General features: G+C 46.5%; 17 protein-coding genes. 12 read left to right on the plus strand and 5 right to left on the minus strand.

The window, feature by feature from the left end; genetic code table 11:
* Positions 1-203 precede the first annotated feature (203 nt).
* The 5 genes from FCL48_RS05675 (at position 204) to FCL48_RS05695 (ending at position 5,096) form a co-directional block, all read left to right on the plus strand.
* Complete coding sequence (locus FCL48_RS05675; protein ID WP_136871288.1) at positions 204-1,223, plus strand: amino acid ABC transporter substrate-binding protein; 1,020 nt, start codon at positions 204-206, stop codon at positions 1,221-1,223.
* 139 nt (positions 1,224-1,362) lie between these two features.
* Positions 1,363-2,535 (plus strand): amino acid ABC transporter permease, encoded by a 1,173-nt coding sequence (locus FCL48_RS05680; protein WP_136871289.1) that lies wholly within the window; start codon positions 1,363-1,365, stop codon positions 2,533-2,535.
* Between the two features lie 9 nt (positions 2,536-2,544).
* Positions 2,545-3,639, plus strand: a complete 1,095-nt coding sequence (locus FCL48_RS05685) for an amino acid ABC transporter permease (RefSeq protein WP_136871290.1) — start codon at positions 2,545-2,547, stop codon at positions 3,637-3,639.
* 42 nt (positions 3,640-3,681) lie between these two features.
* Positions 3,682-4,449, plus strand: coding sequence for an amino acid ABC transporter ATP-binding protein (locus FCL48_RS05690; protein ID WP_136871291.1), 768 nt, complete (start codon positions 3,682-3,684; stop codon positions 4,447-4,449).
* Positions 4,450-4,472: 23 nt separating this feature from the next.
* Positions 4,473-5,096 carry a LysE family translocator gene (locus FCL48_RS05695; RefSeq protein ID WP_240744756.1) on the plus strand — a complete coding sequence of 208 codons (624 nt, stop codon included), beginning with the start codon at positions 4,473-4,475 and terminating at the stop codon, positions 5,094-5,096.
* A gap of 113 nt (positions 5,097-5,209) precedes the next feature.
* On the opposite strand, the gene FCL48_RS05700 is transcribed toward FCL48_RS05695, so the two are convergent.
* Positions 5,210-5,605, minus strand: coding sequence for a hypothetical protein (locus tag FCL48_RS05700; RefSeq protein WP_136871292.1), 396 nt, complete (start codon positions 5,603-5,605; stop codon positions 5,210-5,212).
* A 197-nt stretch (positions 5,606-5,802) separates the two neighbouring features.
* Here FCL48_RS05700 and FCL48_RS25630 point away from each other — a divergent pair, with 197 nt between their 5' ends.
* Entirely contained in the window at positions 5,803-5,937 is a 135-nt protein-coding gene (locus FCL48_RS25630; RefSeq protein ID WP_256374272.1) for a hypothetical protein, read from the plus strand.
* 6 nt (positions 5,938-5,943) lie between these two features.
* Here FCL48_RS25630 and FCL48_RS05705 read toward each other — a convergent pair whose 3' ends face one another.
* The 3 genes from FCL48_RS05705 to FCL48_RS05715 all read right to left on the minus strand — a co-directional run bounded on the left by FCL48_RS05705 (position 5,944) and on the right by FCL48_RS05715 (position 11,734).
* Entirely contained in the window at positions 5,944-8,247 is a 2,304-nt protein-coding gene (locus tag FCL48_RS05705) for an ATP-binding protein (RefSeq protein ID WP_136871293.1), read from the minus strand.
* A gap of 84 nt (positions 8,248-8,331) precedes the next feature.
* Positions 8,332-9,354 (minus strand): BMP family ABC transporter substrate-binding protein, encoded by a 1,023-nt coding sequence (locus tag FCL48_RS05710; protein WP_169309101.1) that lies wholly within the window; start codon positions 9,352-9,354, stop codon positions 8,332-8,334.
* Positions 9,355-9,460: 106 nt separating this feature from the next.
* A complete protein-coding gene (locus FCL48_RS05715) occupies positions 9,461-11,734 on the minus strand; it encodes a cation-translocating P-type ATPase (RefSeq protein WP_136871295.1) in 2,274 nt (757 codons plus the stop codon).
* A gap of 822 nt (positions 11,735-12,556) precedes the next feature.
* On the opposite strand from FCL48_RS05715, the gene FCL48_RS05720 reads away from it, so the two are divergent.
* The gene (locus FCL48_RS05720; protein ID WP_240744757.1) at positions 12,557-13,333 is read left to right on the plus strand and encodes an enoyl-CoA hydratase/isomerase family protein; all 777 of its coding nucleotides are present in this window, start codon (positions 12,557-12,559) and stop codon (positions 13,331-13,333) included.
* A 106-nt stretch (positions 13,334-13,439) separates the two neighbouring features.
* On the opposite strand, the gene FCL48_RS05725 is transcribed toward FCL48_RS05720, so the two are convergent.
* Positions 13,440-14,849 (minus strand): sigma-54-dependent Fis family transcriptional regulator, encoded by a 1,410-nt coding sequence (locus FCL48_RS05725; RefSeq protein WP_136871297.1) that lies wholly within the window; start codon positions 14,847-14,849, stop codon positions 13,440-13,442.
* A gap of 459 nt (positions 14,850-15,308) precedes the next feature.
* On the opposite strand from FCL48_RS05725, the gene FCL48_RS05730 reads away from it, so the two are divergent.
* The 5 genes from FCL48_RS05730 (at position 15,309) to FCL48_RS05750 (ending at position 19,862) form a co-directional block, all read left to right on the plus strand.
* Positions 15,309-16,853 (plus strand): RimK family protein, encoded by a 1,545-nt coding sequence (locus FCL48_RS05730; RefSeq protein ID WP_136871298.1) that lies wholly within the window; start codon positions 15,309-15,311, stop codon positions 16,851-16,853.
* A gap of 10 nt (positions 16,854-16,863) precedes the next feature.
* A complete protein-coding gene (locus FCL48_RS05735; protein WP_136871299.1) occupies positions 16,864-17,325 on the plus strand; it encodes an N-acetyltransferase in 462 nt (153 codons plus the stop codon).
* Positions 17,322-17,921, plus strand: a complete 600-nt coding sequence (locus tag FCL48_RS05740) for an SET domain-containing protein (RefSeq protein WP_136871300.1) — start codon at positions 17,322-17,324, stop codon at positions 17,919-17,921. Before FCL48_RS05735 ends, FCL48_RS05740 begins: the two co-directional genes overlap by 4 nt.
* 71 nt (positions 17,922-17,992) lie before the next feature.
* Positions 17,993-19,390 (plus strand): sigma-54-dependent Fis family transcriptional regulator, encoded by a 1,398-nt coding sequence (locus FCL48_RS05745; protein ID WP_136871301.1) that lies wholly within the window; start codon positions 17,993-17,995, stop codon positions 19,388-19,390.
* Between the two features lie 241 nt (positions 19,391-19,631).
* Positions 19,632-19,862 carry a hypothetical protein gene (locus tag FCL48_RS05750; protein ID WP_136871302.1) on the plus strand — a complete coding sequence of 77 codons (231 nt, stop codon included), beginning with the start codon at positions 19,632-19,634 and terminating at the stop codon, positions 19,860-19,862.
* Positions 19,863-20,166: the final 304 nt, after the last annotated feature.

Below are 20,166 nucleotides of genomic sequence, written 5' to 3' on the forward strand. Positions count from 1 at the left end.
TTGTAAGACTATCACTTATTACAAAAAACCATTCATATTTGTAAGTATTTTACTTGACAGAGTGGCCGAATACTGGAATAACAAACCCAGATTTTATCTTAATGTATCACTTATATTTATAATAGATGAAATTGATAATACCAGTTATGATACAAGGAGTTGTGTACCAATAACCAATAACTTTTTACATGGAGGCTTATTTGATGAATCAGTTAAAGCATGTCGTTCCTTCGATAGTTGCCGCATTTTGTCTCAGCGCGGGTGTTGCAATGGCAGGAACCTTAGATGATGTAAAGGCAAAAGGTTTCATTCAGGCTGGCGTCAACGGCGATCTCTTTGGATTTGCAAAACCCGATGAAAAAGGCGTGTGGAAAGGACTTGATGTTGACACTGCCCGTGCAGTCGCCGCTGCTGTGTTTGGAGATGCCGACAAAGTGAAATACACCCCGCTTACCGCAAAAACCCGTTTCACCGCTCTGCAGTCCGGAGAAGTTGATGTACTCACCCGTAACGCCACCCAGACTCTCAGTCGTGACAGCTCACTTGGTCTCAATTTTGCCCATGTCAATTTCTACGATGGCCAGGGGTTTCTTGTCCCCAAGGCACTTGGTGTGAAAAGCGCAAAAGAGCTTGACGGAGCATCCGTGTGTGTTCTTCCAGGAACCACAACCGAGCAGAATGTTGCGGATTACTTTCGTGTGCAAAAATTGACCATGAATCCAGTTGTCATCGAAAACACGGCAGAACTGTCCAAAGCCTTTTTTGCTGGCCGCTGCGACTGCATGACCTCTGATGCCTCCCAACTCGCCGGGATACGTGCTGTTGCACCAAACCCAAGCGATTACACGATCCTGCCGGAGATCATCTCAAAAGAGCCTCTGGCTCCTGCTGTCCGCCACGGAGATGACCAGTGGCTTGATATCGTCAACTATTCCGTTCTCGCCCTCATTGCCGCTGAAGAGATGGGAATCACCTCTGCAAATGTTGACGAGATGCTCAAGAGCACCGACCCTTCAATCCAAAGATTTCTCGGTGTCACCGAAGGTAACGGCAAAGCGCTCGGCCTCGATGAAAAATGGGCATACAATATCATCAAGCAGGTTGGTAACTATGCTGAGGTTTTCGAGAGAAACGTTGGAACACAAACTCCACTCATGATCGAGCGTGGTCTGAATGCACTTTGGAACAACGGTGGCTTGATGTATTCACCTCCTTTTAAGTAAGACAAGGCTACAAACCACATGCCCGGCTTGTCCATGGCCGGGCATCGTTTTATCTATGTAGTACCTTGGAAATTCATTTATTGTTTTTTTGAGTGAATTTCGTGAAGGTACTTATCCCGTTTGTCGGGGTTAGGTGAATATGCAAACTACAGCTCCAGAAAAAATCCCATTTTTCCGCGATCCGACAAAGCTCGCAATATTTTATCAATTCCTCACCGTTCTCGGGGTTGGACTCCTCAGTTATTATCTGATCAGCAACACACTCGCCAACCTGGAAAGACAATCCATCTCCACAGGCTTTGGCTTTTTTGACAGAGAAGCCGCTTTTGAAATAGGGGAATCTTTTATCGAGTATTCTGCGGCCGATTCATATGGCCGTGCCCTTGCCGTCGGTTTCCTCAACACCCTTTCGGTTTCATTCATCGGAATTATTCTGACGGTTATCCTGGGTACCTTTATCGGAGTGGCGAGGCTTTCAACGAACTGGCTTGTGGCAAAACTTTCAGCAGCCTATATTGAATTTTTTCAGGACATTCCGATTCTGCTCCAGCTCTTTTTCTGGTATGCATTTTTCTACGAGATTCTCCCGTCACCACGTCAGGCCCTGAACCCGCTCCCCGGACTTTTCCTCTGCAACCGTGGCCTTATTTTTGGGGTACCGGAGTGGCATAGCGCCTTTCTCTATGGAGGAATCGCTTTTCTCATCGGCTTGATAGTTGTGTATTTCATAAAAAAATGGGCAGCAAAACGACAGGCTGCCACTGGCTTGATTTTTCCAACAGCTAAAGTATCAGTGGCTATTCTGCTCGGCTTGCCAGTTCTTGTATGGTTTTTAAGTGGCGCCCCCACAGCCATGAACATCCCAAGCCTTAAAGGGTTTAACTTCAAGGGCGGAGTATCCATCAGCCCTGAGTTTACTGCTCTCCTGCTTGGTCTGGTGCTCTATACCGCAGCCTTTGTTGCAGAAGTCGTGCGGGCTGGCATTCAGTCTGTGAGTAAAGGGCAAAAAGAAGCCGCACTATCCATTGGTCTTAGGCCAGGGCAGGTTCTCAACCTCGTCATTCTCCCTCAGGCCCTGCGGGTAATTGTCCCGCCACTCACAAGCCAGCTGCTGAACCTGACAAAAAACAGCTCACTTGCCGTGGCAATCGGATACCCTGATTTTGTCTCGGTTGCCGGAACAACGATTAACCAGACAGGCCAGGCCATTGAAGGTGTTGCCCTGATTATGATCGTATACCTGATTTTCAGTTTGTCGACTTCGGCTTACATGAACTGGTACAATAAAAAAATTGCCCTTGTGGAAAGATAGATATCAACCATGGAAGACACTCTACATCCCAACACCACCAAGGAAATCAAACCTCCGGTAATTAATATCGGCATTATCGGATGGATCCGTGCCAACCTGTTTAATGGCTGGTTTAACACATTGCTGACCCTGGTATTTGCCTATGTTCTGTTTCTGACGGTACCGCCCTTTATAAACTGGGCACTCATCAACAGCAGCTGGTTTACAACCAGCGAAGAATGTAAGGCAAGCGGTGGAGCCTGCTGGTCTGTTGTCACGACCAATATACGGTTTATGCTTTTTGGCTTTTACCCCCACGCCCTTCAATGGAGACCGCTGCTTGCCATCGTTATCCTTATAGCACTGCTGATCTACAGCCGAAATCGCAATCACTGGCGCAAAAGCCTTGCTTACGCATGGGCTATAGGTCTTTTCACCATGGGTTTGTTGCTTAAAGGCGGTCTTTTCGGCCTCGAATCCGTTGAAAGTACAAAATGGGGAGGACTCCCCCTTACCCTGCTTCTTTCTGTTTTTGGACTCACTGCCGCCTATCCCGTTGGCATCATCCTGGCTCTTGGCCGGCAATCCAAAATGCCCATCGTCAAATCATTTTGCGTGATATATATCGAACTGATCCGCGGAGTACCACTGATCAGTCTGCTCTTCATGTCCTCGGTGGTTTTCCCTCTGTTTCTGCCCGAAGGGATGACCATCAATCCCATCCTGCGTGCTCAGGTGGCAATCATCATGTTTACGGCCGCCTATATTGCAGAGGTGGTGCGCGGCGGGCTCCAGGGAGTTGATAAGGGGCAGTACGAGGCCGCTCAATCGCTGGGGCTCAATTATTTTCAGTCCATGCGACGTATTATCCTGCCTCAGGCGCTGAAAATTGTCATCCCCCCTTCCGTGAGTATTTTAATTTCTGCCTTTAAAGATACCTCACTGGTAGTCATCATTGCACTCTATGATCTCCTCAAGACAACACAGACAACGCTTACAGATCCGAAATGGATGGGATACTCTTCGGAAGCGTATATCTTTGTGGCATTAATTTATTTTGTCTGCTGCTTTTTCATGTCAAACTATAGTCGAAAACTTGAAAAGGAACTGGATACCAGCCTCTAATCTTATTCACGATTCTTAGTAAAATAGAACCAGGAAAAATTGATGAACTCTGACCTTACCGATACGAACAGTCAAGAAGATCCAATAATCACCATCGAAGGAATGCATAAATGGTATGGAGATTTCCACGTACTTAAAGACATCAACCTCACGGTCCAAAAAGGTGAAAGGATCGTCATATGTGGCCCCTCAGGGTCTGGCAAGTCAACCCTTATTCGCTGCATAAACAGGCTTGAAGAGCACCAACGGGGCAAGATTATTGTTGATGGCATCGAGCTCACCAACGATTTGAAAAACATAGAGAAAATCAGAGTGGAAGTCGGTATGGTTTTCCAGCATTTCAATCTTTTTCCCCATCTCACCATTCTGGAAAACCTCACCCTCGGCCCGATCTGGGTTCGTAAAACCCCCAAAAAAGAGGCTGAGGAAACCGCAATGTATTATCTGGAAAAAGTGCGCATTGCTGAACAGGCTCTAAAATTTCCGGGACAGCTCTCCGGAGGCCAGCAACAACGTGTGGCCATCGCCAGAAGCCTCTGCATGAAACCCAACGTCATTCTCTTTGATGAACCGACCTCAGCCCTTGACCCTGAGATGGTGAAAGAGGTTCTCGATGTTATGATCAGCCTTGCACAGGAAGGCATGACCATGCTGGTGGTCAGCCATGAGATGGGTTTTGCAAAAAGCGTTGCCCACCGGGTCCTGTTTATGGATGGTGGAGAGGTACTGGAAGAGAACGAACCAAACGAATTTTTCGGCAACCCTCAACATGAACGGACCAAACTCTTTCTCAGTCAGATTCTTGATTAAAAAAGGTCACTCTGGAGGGGGTTGTGATTAACGCATCTTTACTCGCACTGTTTGTGCCGACCTTTTTTATAGTCTCTGTTACCCCTGGGATGTGCATGACCCTGTCGCTCACTCTCGGCATGTCAATCGGACTCCGACGAACCTTTTACATGATGTGGGGGGAACTGGCCGGAGTCGCTCTGGTTTCTATTGCAGCTGTTGCAGGTGTTGCAACTGTAATGTTGAGATACCCGGAAGCCTTCACCCTGCTCAAATACGGAGGAGGTGGCTACCTGATGTACCTTGGGGCGCAGATGTGGCTGTGCCGGGGCAAGATGGCGTTTCCTGATCACACTGGCACCGGTCTCCCTGTACCTCCTTCTGAACTTATGATGCAGGGCTTTATCACCGCAATTGCTAATCCAAAGGGCTGGGCCTTTATGATATCCCTCTTCCCTCCGTTCATCGACCGGCAATACCCGGTGATTCCTCAGATCACGATCCTGCTTTCCATCATCCTGGTCATAGAGTTTGCCTGTCTGATCATTTACGCCAGCGGAGGTAAACGTCTGCGTACTTTTTTAAGCAAGAGAGGGGGAACACAGCTACTCAACAGAATTTCAGGTATCCTTATGATAGCCGTTGGTTTATGGCTTGCCCTTGGCTAGCCTCCTCTTTGCCTGCAGCAGAACATTTAACCAAAGGCGACATTTCTTGTAAAAGAACGCCGTCCAGACCAGGCTGCAGGCAGCAATTATAAACGAACTTCCGCTCTTTCCGGCTATGAGCAGCCGCAACCACAGGACCCACCTGAGCCACAGCCGCTTGCAGAACGGGCAAGGGCTGCCACCACTTCCCGATTGTCCACATCCTCAAGCTTTACAAGCTCAATTTCAAAGACCAGGTTCTCAGGTAACACTTTTCCTTCAATGAGTTCCCGAACCTCAGAAAACAGGCCACCAAACGATTCTCCAACAGCGGCAGATTTCACTTCAAACTTCACCCGCTGCCCAACGCTGCAGGACTCAAGACACCGCTCAAATGGCGAAAGACCATCACGCCCAAGACCATAAATAAACGAAAATGTTCTCTGTTTTTCTGATTCGACATGACTGGATAGCCCATGCTCCAAACAAACGGAAACAACTATTTTTTTCATAGTTTTCAACTCTGACACAACAGCACCTCCTTATTCGTAAAAGTTCATATGATAGTTTCAAAGTGAAAAGACGATAAACATCTGTACAATCCATACCAGGCAGCCAAGGAGCTTAACCACGCTGAATATACTCTCTTTTCCTGCTTTGCAACTGTGGTCGAATCTGTTACATATTCAGAGTTACCTTTCGCCAACACCTAACTACAGGAGCTGAGATGGTCGATTCCAGAGAAAGAGAAGAAAAGAAAGAAGCCGCTGAAGAACAAGAAAACATTATCATCGTTATCTTAAAAAAATTATTGGAAATCAATTATTTCACATACGGTGGCAAAAAAGAGATTCTAAAATAACGCCCTTTACAGATTGTTTTCACAGCTTCGAAGAACACGGGAAAGGTCAAGCAATTGTACAGGTTTGGTCAAAATATCATCAAATCCAGCTTCAACTGTCTCGGATTGTGAAATTTTGTCCTTATTTTCTGGAAATACAATCAACCTGACTTTTGTACACTTCCTGGTAAACATCCCGAGGATATCCGCTTTTTTCTTTCCCTCCAGTAGGCACTGATCTATCAGTACTACCACGTTTTTTATCTTTTCTCGGGCAAGTCGGTCAACTATCCCTGCGGTTTCCTCCAGGGAGTGACAGCCAAGGTGCTCATACCCTAAATACGAAAGCATCTCTTTCACAAGATCATGAACGGCCTCATCCTTATCCGTAACAACCACAACCCCCTTTCCCGTTGGCACAATCTGTTCCACCTTTTTTTTCACTAGCCCATCCCCCCCAACAGCAGGAAGATAGAGGGTAACCAGGCAGCCCTTATCCGGTTCGGACTCTAAAAATATAGCTCCATTATGCTTTACGACGATTGAACGTACGATCGACAGTCCCAGACCGCTGCCTTTATTACTGTCTTTTTCTTTGGTGGAAAAATAGGGATCGAAGACATTGTCAATCAGATGGGGTTCAACACCTGAACCTGTATCCGCTATGGTGATTTTCACATACGCCCCTTTCTCCAGGGTTGCCACTTCCTTCGCGCCAAGTTGCTGGTTGCGACAGCAGAGAGTAACGGTCCCTTTGCCATCAATGGCTTCTTTCGCATTGAGAATGATACTTTGTATAACACTGTCGATCTGATTTTTGTCCATTGGAACCTTCCACAACCCGTCTTCAAGGTCAAGCTCACAGGTCACTCTGCTGCCAGCAAGGGCAAGAGGAATGGAGATTTGCAACAGATCCGGCAGCTGTTCAATTGTGGTAACAGGATCACTCGTCTTGGCGAAACTTAACAGTTTTGCAGTAAGATCTCTTGCCCGAAGTGATGCCTTCCTTGCTTCAGTCAGGAGATTTTGAGCCTGGTCATCCTGGTCGACAAGCCGTTCTACCAGGGAGATATTACCTAGAATGACGGCAAGAATATTATTGAAATCATGGGCAATGCCTCGGGCAAGAACACGAACTGATTCAAGTTTCCTCATTTTATGGAGTTCACTTTCTATGAGCAGGCGGGAGGTAATATCTTCAAAGTTAAGAACAATTCCCTGTACTCCACCACTGAGCAGGGCATGCCTGCCCTGGACAGCACAAGCGATGAGTGATCCATCTTTTTTCTGCAACTCAGTTTGGTGTTGGAACAGACCCTGATCGTCCAACTGTGAAGAATGATCAAGAAATGCATGAAACTCCCCTTCGTCTGCAAAAAACAGCCTTGCTGATTTGCCAACTATTTCTTCTGAGTCGAAACCAATTATCCTGAAGAATTCACGATTAGCCCGCAATATTTTCAATTCGTTTGTTACAAAAACGATACCCACGGAAGAGTTGTCGAGAAGCGCCTGCACTTCTTCTCCTGCAATCTGCAAATGACGGTTGCTCGTTTCAGCGAGGTTTTTGGCAAGATAAAGCTCGGCGGTTCGTTCCTCTACCTTTTTCTCAAGAGATCTATAGGAATCGTTGAGTTTCCCACTCATAAGATTGATTGATCCGGCAAGCTCTCCTATCTCATCATTTCGCTCAGAAATATCAGAGGTTACAAATTTACCATCAGCAATAGTCCTGGTGGTTTTAGACAACCTCAGGATTGGCCGGACTAATTGCTGATGTATAAAAAAGCTAACGGCTCCACCTATGAGAACAACACCAAAACAAAAACCGACAATAATATACAGCGTGGTTCGATTAATATTGGAATAGATTGGCTCGACATACAAACCAACATCCACACGACCGTAGGAAATACGATTCTCACTTATTTCTGCGCTAAAAACCTGGATTCGATTCGCATTGTGATCAACTGTCTTTCCCCCATTTTTCGCCTTCTCTCTGGTTCGAGTCAGTAAGGTTCCATTTTTATCATAAATGTTACAAAATGCGATCAGTTGCCCCTGTTCAAACTGGAAAGCGTAGTTTTCCAGGTGGTAAATGCTGTATTTCTGTATGGGAACAATAGAGATATTTGCAATAAACTGACTCACCTCACGACCGTAATTTTCAAGCTGTCCCAGCATTCTTGAGCGTTGCTGAGTTATTGCCAGTTTTGCAAAAAAGATCAATAAGACACAGAGAATGAGCATGATGCCAGCGGTGATGCGACAACGTATGCCTGCCCATGTGCACCATCGCCTTGGGTTAATTATTTTCTTTATATCAATCATTTATGAGTCAAAAAAAAGGGGACATCTCCTATAAAAGAGAGACAGGGAGAAGAATAATTTACACATGTGTAGAACAGCAGGAAATCATCTGCTCTCATGAGTGCGTTTCAAATAGTTGCTTACTACTATTTTTTTTGTAATTATTTTACCTTTTATTTCATCCAGAGTCCGCCTGATCTCATCTGTCACTGTCTCCCTGCTCAACAGCATTTGGGTCAGATTAACACCACCATTATCTAAATCAAAAGAGCGGAGACCCCGCACTGCTTGCCCCAAGCTTATCTCGTGTAAAACATTATATACAGCAATGTCGAGGCGTTTCATAACACTGGTAAGAACATAACCTTTTGCCATATAGTCCTGATCGGCATCAACACCAATGACGTAACGTTTACGCTCTGCCGCCGCTCGAATTACCCCATTTCCAGACAGGCCAGCAACACTGAAAATCACATCAACATCCTCATCGTACAGCCCAAGGGCCACAGAATAACCAAGGGACGGATCATCAAAACCGATTCCAATATTCCCGCCACCTTCAAGATAAGTCGTAACTACCCTCACATCTTTACTGATGTACTCAGCACCCTCTGTAAAGCCAAGCTGAAATGCCCGGATAACCTCAATATCCCTGCCGCCGACAAAACCCAGTTTCCCGCTTTTAGTCACCAGGGCCGCAAGAGCTCCCGCTAAAAAACCGCCTTCATGCTGGCTGAAAACGGTTGAGATAACATTGTCAAATCCCGTAAGCGGCCAATCGTTGAGGATGAAAAGACGCGTTGGATTCTCCAGAGCGGACTCTTTGACAACATCCGCAAATTCCCAGCCATTGGCAACAACAATATCAGCCCCGCTGTCGAGCAGATTCTCCATTTCAATCGCATGGGACAAAGGCCCGGTCTGACATTGGCGGACAATAAGAGTGAAACCAAAGTCGTTTCTGGCTTTCACAAGTCCGGCGTAGGTTATATCATTAAAGGATTGATCTCCTAGTCCAGAAACAGGGACGAGAAAACCAACAGTAAGCTGGGCAAGGGAGGCTACAGGCAGGAACAGAAGAAAAATCAGAGCAAGAAAACCATATTTACGAACAAGAAACTTTATCAAAAACTGCCTCATAAAGCTAAAAAGAAATGCATAAAAATCTAACGATAACAAGGACTCTACGCGTTATATCACAAAGAATCTATTTCTCAAAGTCGTCCCATCATTTTTATTTGTACTTATCAGGCTCATACAGCCTGAGACGCAGGGCATTTGTAACGACTGAAACTGAACTCATTGCCATGGCAAGCCCCCCCAGCATCGGATTAAGAGCAGGCCCCCCAAAAGCGACCAGGGCACCCGCCGCAATAGGAATCCCGATAACGTTGTAGGCAAAAGCCCAAAAAAGATTTTGATGAATATTTTTCATCGTTGCACGACTCAAGCCAATGGCCGTCGTAACACCACTTAAATGCCCACCCATCAAGACAATGTCTGCGGATTCCATGGCAACATCAATACCTGAACCCATGGCAATACCCACATCGGCAAGAGCCAGCGCTGGTGCATCATTAATACCGTCACCAACCATAGCAACAACATTCCCCTCACTTTGCAGTTTCTTTATCTCATCCGCCTTACCTTCGGGTAACACTCCGGCGACAACCGAAGAAATACCTGCTGCCACAGCTACAGCCTGTGCTGTCTTCTCGTTATCACCCGTGAGCATAACCACACGGAGCCCTAGACCTTTCAGCCTTGTGACAATCTGAGCCGCTTCTTTTTTTAACGGATCGGCAATGGCCATAATGCCCGCCAGTTTACAGTCTACCGCAAGATACAGGACCGTTTTACCCTGCTCCGAAAGGGTCTGACAGCCCTTCATCAGCTCCGGTGTAATCCCCTGGACATTCTCCTTTTCCATAAGGGACCGATTACCCAGCAAAAGGGTCAACTCTTTTCCATCAACGACAAAACGACCCCGCAGTCCTGATCCCGGCAGCGCCTTAAAATCCTCCATCTTCACAGGAGTACAACCCCGCTCCTTACCCGCCGCGATTATGGCCGTAGCAAGGGGATGCTCTGATGACAACTCCGCACCTGCAGCCAGAGCCAGAATACGATTCTCATCAAAATTACTGCAGGAGACGACATCGGTGACCTGCGGTTTCCCAACAGTCAGAGTGCCAGTCTTGTCAAATACTATGGTGTTTACCATCTGCGCCCGTTCCAGGACCTCACCGGTTTTAATCAGCACCCCAAGCTGCGCCCCCCTGCCCGTCCCGACCATTATCGACGTCGGGGTCGCAAGCCCCATGGCGCAGGGACAGGCAATAACCAGCACCGCTATGAATATTCGCAGTGAAAAACTAAAATCTGCACCCCAGAAAAAGTACCAGGACACCCCTGCAAGGAGGGCAAAAGAGATAACCACCGGAACGAAATAGAGGCTTATGCGATCAGCAAGACGTGCAATGGGAGCCTTACTTCCCTGGGCGTCCTGAACAAGGCGGACGATTCGGGCAAGAACCGTATCGCTGCCGACCTTGTCCGCTCGAAAGGTAATCGTCCCGGTGGTATTTAATGTGCCGCCATAGAGATTATCACCCCTCCCTCGGGAAACGGGCAGACTCTCCCCGGTCAGCATGGACTCATCGACGGATGAATTCCCGGAAACAACCACCCCATCAACGGGAATCCTTTCTCCGGGACGAATAAATATGAGATCCCCTACCTGCAGCGAATCAACATCAACTTCACGGTGTTCATCGTTATCACCTACAACTGTTGCCTTTTCCGGAGTAAGCTTCATCAGGGTCTTTATCGCCTCTCCAGTCTTGACCTTTGATCTCATCTCCAGATATTTACCAAGAGAAATAAGGGCGATAAGCATTGCCGCGGACTCGAAATAAAGGTCATGGGCACGTGCAACGGAATCAATGCCAAGCATTATTTCCACAAGATTCCAAACGGAATACAAGACAGCAGCCCCAGTGCCGATCGCAATAAGAGAATCCATGTTGGGAATCCCCCGCAACAGCGCCGGTATACCGCTCAGATAAAAGTTTTTACCAAGATAGAGCACAGGCAGGACAAGAAAAAACTGCACGAGCGTATGGCCAAGGGGAGAGGTTTCAGCACTCAGAAAACCAGGCAGGGACAGACCAAGCATCGGCCCCATGGAGATCGTCATAATAAGAACTGCAAAAATGAAAGTGGGTACCAGCCGGCTTTTAATTTCAGCCAACTGCTCTTCAACTCCCTTTTCCTGGTCCAGCCCGTTGTCACCCGTCTCCCCCTCTGCAACAAAGCCGAGGCTGGAAATGGTTTCTTCAATTTTGGCAACAGACACAAGGTCTGGGTCATAGTCGATCCTGGCCTGATTTGTCGCAAGATTCACCGCACAACGTGAGACACCTTCAAGTCGACCAACCACTTTTTCAATCCTGGTAGAACAGGCGGCACAATGCATGCCTCCAATTGCTGACTGATATTGCTTCATGGGTATTAAACTCGCAAGATTTTGATTTTTATTATTTTTCTAAAGATCCCACCATTTTTCTTCTCAGACCTTTATGTTTTCAGATTAACCACAGGCCAGAAGAAAATCAAACAGGCCCAAGAGATAAAGGCCCGGTGTCAGCGAACAACCAGATCAACCTGACAGATCAATTGAGAAATGATATGCCCGGCAGGATTCAATACAATCAGACTGCTTCGCGGTATTGGTGACAGGAGAGATACACCCCATGAACTCGCCGGGAACGAAAGAACAATAGCTGACAATAAAAATATGTTTTTTATGACATATATACGATTCTGGCCAGGGAGATTTCAGTTCCGCCCGCCCAGTTCTCACCTCCCCACTCCTAACACATTTTTCCAGATAATTTGTTTCTTCTTTTGCTCATTTTAGTATATATTTTGCACATTAGGATAAACATCTCACAGGGGAAGTCTGCTATGTCCGTTGATTCTCACTTTGCCTTATCTATCAATCGCACTCTCCGGACAAAATATGGCCCCAGAGCCCTGCAACTGGCCCAAAAGCCCCGAATGACAGGGGCTACTATCAGTAGAATTAAAAGTCGTGCAGGTAACCCCACCCAAAAAACCATCCAGGCGCTTTGTAGCTTCTTTCACCTTTTTCCAGGCGAGCTACTTAAACGCGCTACAATCGTCCAATTCGTATCAGGTACACCACAACTACAATCAGGCTGAAAACATTTTTCTGCACATCAACAACAATTGCAGGAGGAACATATCACAAAGATAGTGCAGGCAAGTCGCTTAGAATAAAATTCAACAATGGAGATTTGTTATCATGTATGAGACAGTTCTTACTGAAATTACACGAACATATGTGGGCATAATTACCCTGAACCGCCCTGAACAGTTGAACACTTTTACAAGCCAGATGGCAGGTGAGCTCCAATCTGCGCTCCTTGACATGGAAACTGAAAAGATGGTTCGTGTCATACTTCTAAAAAGTTCGGGCCGGGCATTTTGTGCCGGAATTGATGTCAACGAGCTGAGTGGTAAATCCGCCAATCAATACCGGGAGTGGATAGAATGGATGGAAACTCCGCTGGTTACGATCTCCACTATGAAAAAGCCAGTAATTGCCCAATTACAGGGCGTGGCCACAGCCAATGGAATGGGCCTTGCTGCGGCAGCTGATTTAGTCATTGTCTCAGAACGTGTGAAAATGGGGCTCACCGCTATCAACGTCGGCCTGAACTGTGTTGGTCCTATTCTTCCTGTTGCCCGCTGTGTCGGGCGAAAAAAGGCCCTGGAATTACTTCTTTATGGAAATCTTTTAAAAGCCTCAGAAGCACTGGAACTTGGCTTGATCAATAGAGTTGTTGGCCATGAAGAGCTCGATGAGACAGCCCTGTCCTGGGCAGAAGATCTGGCACAGCGAAGCCCTATTGCCGTGCAGATTGCCAAAAGCGCATTTTATCAATCCGAGGATATGGATTATCAAAAACAATTTCAGTATATGAACGAGGCATTTGCAAGGCTTTGCACAACTGAAGACGCCAAGGAGGGGGTTGCCGCATTTCTCGCTAAAAGAAACCCCACCTGGAAATTAAAATAACCAGATACAGAAGTGAGACAACAAAGCAGGGTTTTAGATGATACAAGGCACCGTTCTGGGCGAAACAGGTAAAGAGGCAAGTTCTACCTGTAATGCCCAGACGCTCTTATTTGTAATTTTCTTTTTTCAAACCATACTCGCACATTTTACTGTAAAGACTGCGGGTCGTGATACCGGCACGCCTGGCACTCTCTTTAATATTCCCCTTTGTCTGGGCTAAAACAATATCCAGATAGCGCTTTTCCGTCTCTTCTCTCACAAGCCTCATCACCTCAACCAGTGAACTCTGGGTCCACTCCTCGGGCAGGACGAGTTCATTTTTTTCTTTTTTCTGCAGACGGAGAGCACCCTGAAAAACCGTAGGCAAATCTTCTATGCGGATCTCGGGGGTCTGGCAGAGGAGCATCGACCGCTCAATGACGTTCATCAATTCACGAACGTTGCCCGGCCACTCATAATCGGCAAGAGCGGTCATGGCCGTCGCCGAGATATGGCCAACATCTCTACCGATCTTATGTTTGAAATGAGTGACAAATTTTCGGGCTAAATGGGGGATATCTTCTTTTCTCTTGCGCAGTGGCGGAATCTGCAGACAAACAACGCTCAGCCGGTAGTAGAGGTCTTTTCTGAATATGCCGGAATCAACCGCTTCTTCAAGATTGCGATTGGTCGCGGCAATAACCCGTACATCCACCCAGGAGGATTTCTCGGCTCCGATCGGTTGAATTTCAAAATCCTGAAGGACCCGAAGTAGCTTGGTTTGCAGATGAAGCGGCATTTCCCCGATCTCATCGAGGAAGATAGTTCCGCCATGAGCCTGTTCAAAAGCGCCTCGCCGGGACCGGGTGGCACCGGTAAAGGCTCCGCGTTTGTGGCCAAAAAGTTCACTTTCGAGCAGTTGCTCCGGTAACGCCGCCGTGTTTACAGCAACAAAGGGACCTGTACTCCGCGCACTTTCCTCATGAATAACCTTCGCTAAATGTTCCTTCCCAACTCCCGTTTCACCGGTGATGAGCAGAAGGGAGTCACTCGCAGCCACCCTTTGCACCTCGCTCATGAAAAGCTGCATCACCTCACTGCTGGTAGAAAAGTCTGACAACTTGGGTTTCTGGCCTTTTCTTCGATCATTCCATTCCAGGTGCATCAGCTGCCGTCTGGTCTCAATAGTCGCCTCGAGCGCGCCGATGAGTTTCTTCTCAGAGATCCCGGAATAAAGTGCCGAGTGGGCCCCTGCTGCAATGTAACTTGCCTGAATATCGGTGGAATTGTCGTCATGGAGCATGACAGTTGCAGGGCCTTCGGGGAGTACTGACAATAGCCCAAGGCCGGATTCCACTGGCCCGACAAAAACGGCTTCACAGATTACTATAATATCAGCGCAACTCTGAACAACACGCTGCCAGGCATCTGGATAATGACCGACTCGCTCAACTTCAATATCGGTCATTGCAAATTCTTGCTCCAATGCCTTTTCTTTTTCTTCGTCTGCCAGAGCCAACACCATTTTAATCAACATACGCAAACCATAAAAAGAAATTATTTTCTCAAAAAGACCTTAGTTCAATTACAATCGAAAGAAAAAAGAAACATTTTTCTCACATGAATGCAAACTGAATTTTTACCCAAAATTAGTGATCTACAGTCATAATAACAGGTATCAAATCATTATCAATTGCTTACAATGCAGACCTCGGTGAGATATGCCCAGCAACATACCCACAAGTACCTGATATTGCATAAATTTTAAATATAAGAAAAACTTTTCTCTTATTTTGTATCACCTACAGCCTTAAAAATATTTTTCCTTTTAATTACATTAACATAGTATTCTTGCTCGGTGGCACAAAAATTGATAATGTCGACAGAGGTAACAACCTGCTATCTTTTTACGAGCATCAGGTAAGAGCAGAGACAAGTGTGTCCTGCACCCCAATAGCGCGGACATATAGCCCGCAATACAAACACATGAGTGAAAATGCTACATTCCGACGAAGCCTCTCCAACCGATACGGCTCAACAACAAACAGCAGCATCAGACAACAGCACCAACCATTCGGTACTGATCGTCATAGATTCCTACGAACAATGGGCCCCATATTTTACATCCGAGAGCGTCATTACAGCCGATGCCTACTTGCAAAATCACAGTCTCAGTAAATATACGCCCCTGATCATAAACCTCTGCTCCAGTATGAGCTATCAGTCAGAGGGGTATTATTGTTCTCTACTTGCCCACGCAAGAAAACATAGAGCATTGCCGTCAATCGAGACTCTCAACCAGCTCGACAACGAGATGGTTTTTACAGCCAATCACCCGACACTCCGTCACTGCGGTTGTCAGTCTACCATGATAGCGGGGTTGGAAAACGACGGATATTTCCTGGATCTTTTTTTTGGTAAAACCGAAGATCCGAAAATGGAAAAATTTGGCAGGGCTATCTTTGAACAGTATCCGGCACCACTTCTGCGGGTAACTCTCAGCAACTCCCAGCCATCTCAGGTTATCAACATCCGTAATCTCTCACTTGATGAATTGAATGACTCCCAACAGGACCTGTTCGCCGACGCCCTGGACAACTTTAGCAAAAAAGTCTGGAGGAGACCACGTAGCAGGAAGTCATCGAGATATGACCTCGCAATTTTCCACAACCCAGAAGAAAACATGCCTCCCAGTGACAAACAAGCGCTCAATCTGTTTCTCCGGGAAGCAAAAAAGATGGATCTCAATGCAGAACTGATAACGGAGAAAGACTCCAGTCGCATCCTCGAGTTTGACGCCCTTTTCATCAGACAGACAACCTCCGTAGACAATATCACCTACCGGCTGGCACAAACCGCCGAGCAGGCGGATATGGTCGTCATTGACGACCCGTCGTCTATTATACTCTGCACCAACAAGGTCTATCTCAAAGAGATCCTTGACAGCAAGTCCATCGCCTCGCCACACTCGAAACTTATTTTCAGGAAAAATCCACTCTCCTTTAATGAGCTTGCAAAAGAACTTGGCAATACGATGGTACTCAAGGTGCCGGATGGCTCATTTTCAGTAGGGATCGATAAAGTCGGTAATGAAACCGTTTATATGGAAAAACTCGAGACCCTGTTTAAGCAATCATCCATTCTCCTTGCCCAGGAATTTGTCCCCACAGAATACGACTGGCGTATAGGGGTGCTCAATGGAGAAGCCATCTTTGCCTGCAAATACTACATGGCACACGGCCATTGGCAGATCTACAGGCACACGGCAAGCGGCCACACCCGCTCAGGAAAATTTGAAACCATGCCCGTGCATCACGTACCCCGGCGAATAACCAAACTGGCAGAAAAAGTTGCAGGTTCCATAGGTAAAGGTCTCTATGGAGTTGATCTTAAAGAGAGTGACAAAGGACTCATGGTCATCGAAATCAACGATAATCCCTCCATTGACCATGGCGTTGAAGACAAAATACTCGGTTCTGAACTGTACCGGATCATTCTCCGTGAGTTCATAAAACGCTTAGATACAAAACGTAATAAATAGGCAGATCTACATGTTCACACTTACTCACGCAACCATCGACGATCTCACAGCACTGGTAGATCTTGAAAAGAGTATTTTCCATTACGATATCATTTCGCCAAGGCAGATGCGCTATCTGCTCAACAGCAAAACAGCCCTGGTCATCAAGGCCGAACTGGGCAATCTTCTCGTGGGGTACATGATAATTCTCAGAAGATGCAGATCCAGGATCCTGCGAATCTATTCTCTTGGTGTACGGCAAGATGCCAGAAAACTGGGAGTCGGCCGTCAACTGTTGACCGTGGCGGAACAGTATTTACAGGAAACAGGCTGTGAAATATTAAGCCTTGAGGTGCAGGCACAGAATTCAGCGGCACAGCTTTTCTATCTGGCGGCCGGGTTTGTCATCCTTGGAACTAAAGAAGGATTCTATACCGATGGATCATCGGCTCTGGTTATGAGAAAACAAATCCCAATCATGGAGCCTGTATGATCCACCCTGATACCGAAGTTCGGTTTATAAATAAAGAAATAGGCTATGGCCTCTTTGCCCGGCATCCTATTCCAAGTGGTACCATCACCTGGGTCAGAGACCCTCTTGACCGCGAGATCAGCCCGGAGGAACTCTCAAAATACAGTCCGCCGATCCAGGAGATCATCCTCCATTACAGCTACCGCAACAACATCGGTAATTTCATTTTCTGCTGGGATAATACCCGTTATGTAAACCACAGCTGTACACCAAACTGCTGTGTCACCCCATATAACTTTGAAATTGCCATACGAGATATTCCTGCTGGAGAGGAACTCACCAATCATTATGGAATGTTAAATATAATTGAACCGTTTACCCTACCCTCACCCAGTGGGGTTACCATCCGTCCCGATGACCTGCTTTTATACGGAGATGAGTGGGACCGGGAACTGCAAAGAGTATTTCCGCGGCTCATTGAAGTTCACCAGCCCCTGCAACCACACATCGCCGATGCTCAATGGGAAATGTTAACAGAAATAAGCCGCGGAGCCCGCCAGTTGCAATCCATCACCAGCTGTTATTTTGCGGAAAGCCCAGAGAAGAAAACACATTGAGGAAGCAAACAACCAGCGCTGTATGTTAGAATGTTTCAAAACCGTTTTCCAGAACAGGACAGAGTACTTACATGCATAAAATTCTCTTTTTTGGCCTTACCGATCTTCTCACAGAACTGCGGCGGAAATTTGAACCGTCGACCTGTCAGATACTCAGCATTCACAGTGCCACTGATTTTTACTCACTTGCATTCTCAAGAGTCTTTGATGCATGGATACTCGATGGCTCACACGAAGAGCTGAAAGAGCTTACCATCAGTGAACTCGCCTCTTCACACAGTATACCTCACCTTCTGGTAATGGCGAAAGAAGAGGATCAGAAAAAATACCAGTGGCCGTGCAAGCACAGTTTCCTCGACCGATCAGATGTTAATGGGTGCTCTTCTCTTTTTCGTCAATTAATGCACAACAAGAAGGAACAGGGCCGGGAAAAATATTTCGCGGGGTATATGAATCAACAGCCCGGAATTGAGGCCATCGTCACCAAAAGCCCTCTTATGGAAAGACTTATCGATATTGTAAAAGATATCGCGCCAACTGAATCACCTCTGTTTCTGGTAGGTGAGACAGGAACGGGCAAAGAATTGCTGGCCAAAATCTTTCATAATGAGTCAAGACGAAGGACCGGGCCATTCATGGCCGTCAACTGCGGAGCACTGCCCGATACGCTTCTGGAATCGGAACTGTTTGGCTATGAAAAAGGTGCCTTCACCGGAGCCAGTAACCGCCGCATCGGCAAGATTGAACACGCCTCGGGGGGGACGCTTTTCCTTGATGAGGTAGAAGCAATGTCTCAGGCCATGCAGATCCGTCTATTGCGTGTCCTTCAGGAAAGAACCATCCAGAGACTGGGAAGCAATACCGATGTAAATACCGACTTCAGAGTGATAGCCGCAACCAATACAGATCCGGTTGAACTGATCAAATCAGGAACACTGCGTTCTGATCTGTACTATCGACTTTCGGTATTCCAGGTACCCATTCCTCCGCTGCGGGATAGAACGGAAGACATCCCTCTGCTCGTTCAGCATTTCATAAACCGTAAAAAGAGAAACGGAAGAGATTATGTCAAAGGTCTGGATGTTCAGGCAATGAATCTTTTACTGTCTGTGCCCTGGTTCGGCAATGTCCGGGAACTGCAGAATGTCATTGAACGTGCAGTGATGCTGGCGGCAAGTCCAACCATTAGTACTGAGCTGATACAAATACCAGGCATCCCTATAGCCGAGACCTCTGTGGATATTGCCAACCTGACGGATATTGCCTTTCGCCTGGGCACCACCTTGAAATCGTATAAAAATTTGCTTTCTCAATCTGCCGAGAGAAAATACCTGGTAGAACTGCTGGATTACACCGATGGCAAAATAGGAGAAGCTGCCCAACTCGCAGGTCTTACTCCACGTGCACTGTACAATAAGATGAAAGTACATGGGCTCAAAAAAGAAGATTTCAAAAAATCGGAAAAATAAGCGTACTTCGGAAAATAGAATTAAAAACCCTAATTACAGCATGCTAGAAGGCAGGATAGGAATATAGAGAAAATTACTCGGAAGTAACTGTTCACATTCTCCTCCTCCAAAAGATTCAGCGCAAACAGAGAATACAACGGGTTAAAGGAACTTAAACATTTCACTAGAAATGGCACAGTTTCTGCTATGGTAATCCTGCAACTATTCCCTGATTAAGATAAATAACCAAATGGAGGGTGACATGGGAAAAGTGAACAAACACCAGAGTGATCGAGATCGTTTCGGCAAATGCCAGATCTGCCTTGGCTACATTCCGATTGAATACTATTTCGGAATCGGTGATGAAATAGATTGCTATGAATGCGGAACTGCCTACATCATTGAATCGAAAAGTCCTGTAAAACTGAAAATGACCGAAGATAAATACAACTCAAATGACTACTTCGAAGACAAGTTGTTCGATGAGTATTAATCATCCAAGCTCGCTGAGTATTTCAGGCTTTGCACCTCTGCTGTAAAGCCTCTATATCCCCCCATTGCAGTTCCTGGATACAGGCCGGGTCGAAACTCTGACCCGGCCTTTTTTGTCGTTTCTACACGGGAACCATTGTGAGAATTCACTCACAAAAAACGTCGCAGAAAAACTGTTTCCGTTTCACCCCTCCCGCTGTAACTGCTCCACAATTCAAGAAAACACTTGCAATTTCTTAACCGGATATTACAAATTTAAGCCTTACCTTAAGTGTATAGTTCTAAAATTAATCACGGGAGAAATC

The organism is Desulforhopalus sp. IMCC35007 (genome assembly GCF_005116575.1).
Lineage (GTDB): Bacteria > Desulfobacterota > Desulfobulbia > Desulfobulbales > Desulfocapsaceae > Desulforhopalus_A.

Coding starts and splice junctions, on each gene's coding strand:
- FCL48_RS05690 (WP_136871291.1), top strand. CDS start 3,682: ATGAACTCTGACCTTACCGATACGAACAGTCAAGAAGATCCAATAATC.
- FCL48_RS05725 (WP_136871297.1), bottom strand. CDS start 14,849: ATGTTGATTAAAATGGTGTTGGCTCTGGCAGACGAAGAAAAAGAAAAG.
- FCL48_RS05675 (WP_136871288.1), top strand. CDS start 204: ATGAATCAGTTAAAGCATGTCGTTCCTTCGATAGTTGCCGCATTTTGT.
- FCL48_RS25630 (WP_256374272.1), top strand. CDS start 5,803: ATGGTCGATTCCAGAGAAAGAGAAGAAAAGAAAGAAGCCGCTGAAGAA.
- FCL48_RS05720 (WP_240744757.1), top strand. CDS start 12,557: ATGTATGAGACAGTTCTTACTGAAATTACACGAACATATGTGGGCATA.
- FCL48_RS05685 (WP_136871290.1), top strand. CDS start 2,545: ATGGAAGACACTCTACATCCCAACACCACCAAGGAAATCAAACCTCCG.
- FCL48_RS05715 (WP_136871295.1), bottom strand. CDS start 11,734: ATGAAGCAATATCAGTCAGCAATTGGAGGCATGCATTGTGCCGCCTGT.
- FCL48_RS05680 (WP_136871289.1), top strand. CDS start 1,363: ATGCAAACTACAGCTCCAGAAAAAATCCCATTTTTCCGCGATCCGACA.
- FCL48_RS05740 (WP_136871300.1), top strand. CDS start 17,322: ATGATCCACCCTGATACCGAAGTTCGGTTTATAAATAAAGAAATAGGC.
- FCL48_RS05735 (WP_136871299.1), top strand. CDS start 16,864: ATGTTCACACTTACTCACGCAACCATCGACGATCTCACAGCACTGGTA.
- FCL48_RS05745 (WP_136871301.1), top strand. CDS start 17,993: ATGCATAAAATTCTCTTTTTTGGCCTTACCGATCTTCTCACAGAACTG.
- FCL48_RS05705 (WP_136871293.1), bottom strand. CDS start 8,247: ATGATTGATATAAAGAAAATAATTAACCCAAGGCGATGGTGCACATGG.
- FCL48_RS05730 (WP_136871298.1), top strand. CDS start 15,309: ATGCTACATTCCGACGAAGCCTCTCCAACCGATACGGCTCAACAACAA.
- FCL48_RS05750 (WP_136871302.1), top strand. CDS start 19,632: ATGGGAAAAGTGAACAAACACCAGAGTGATCGAGATCGTTTCGGCAAA.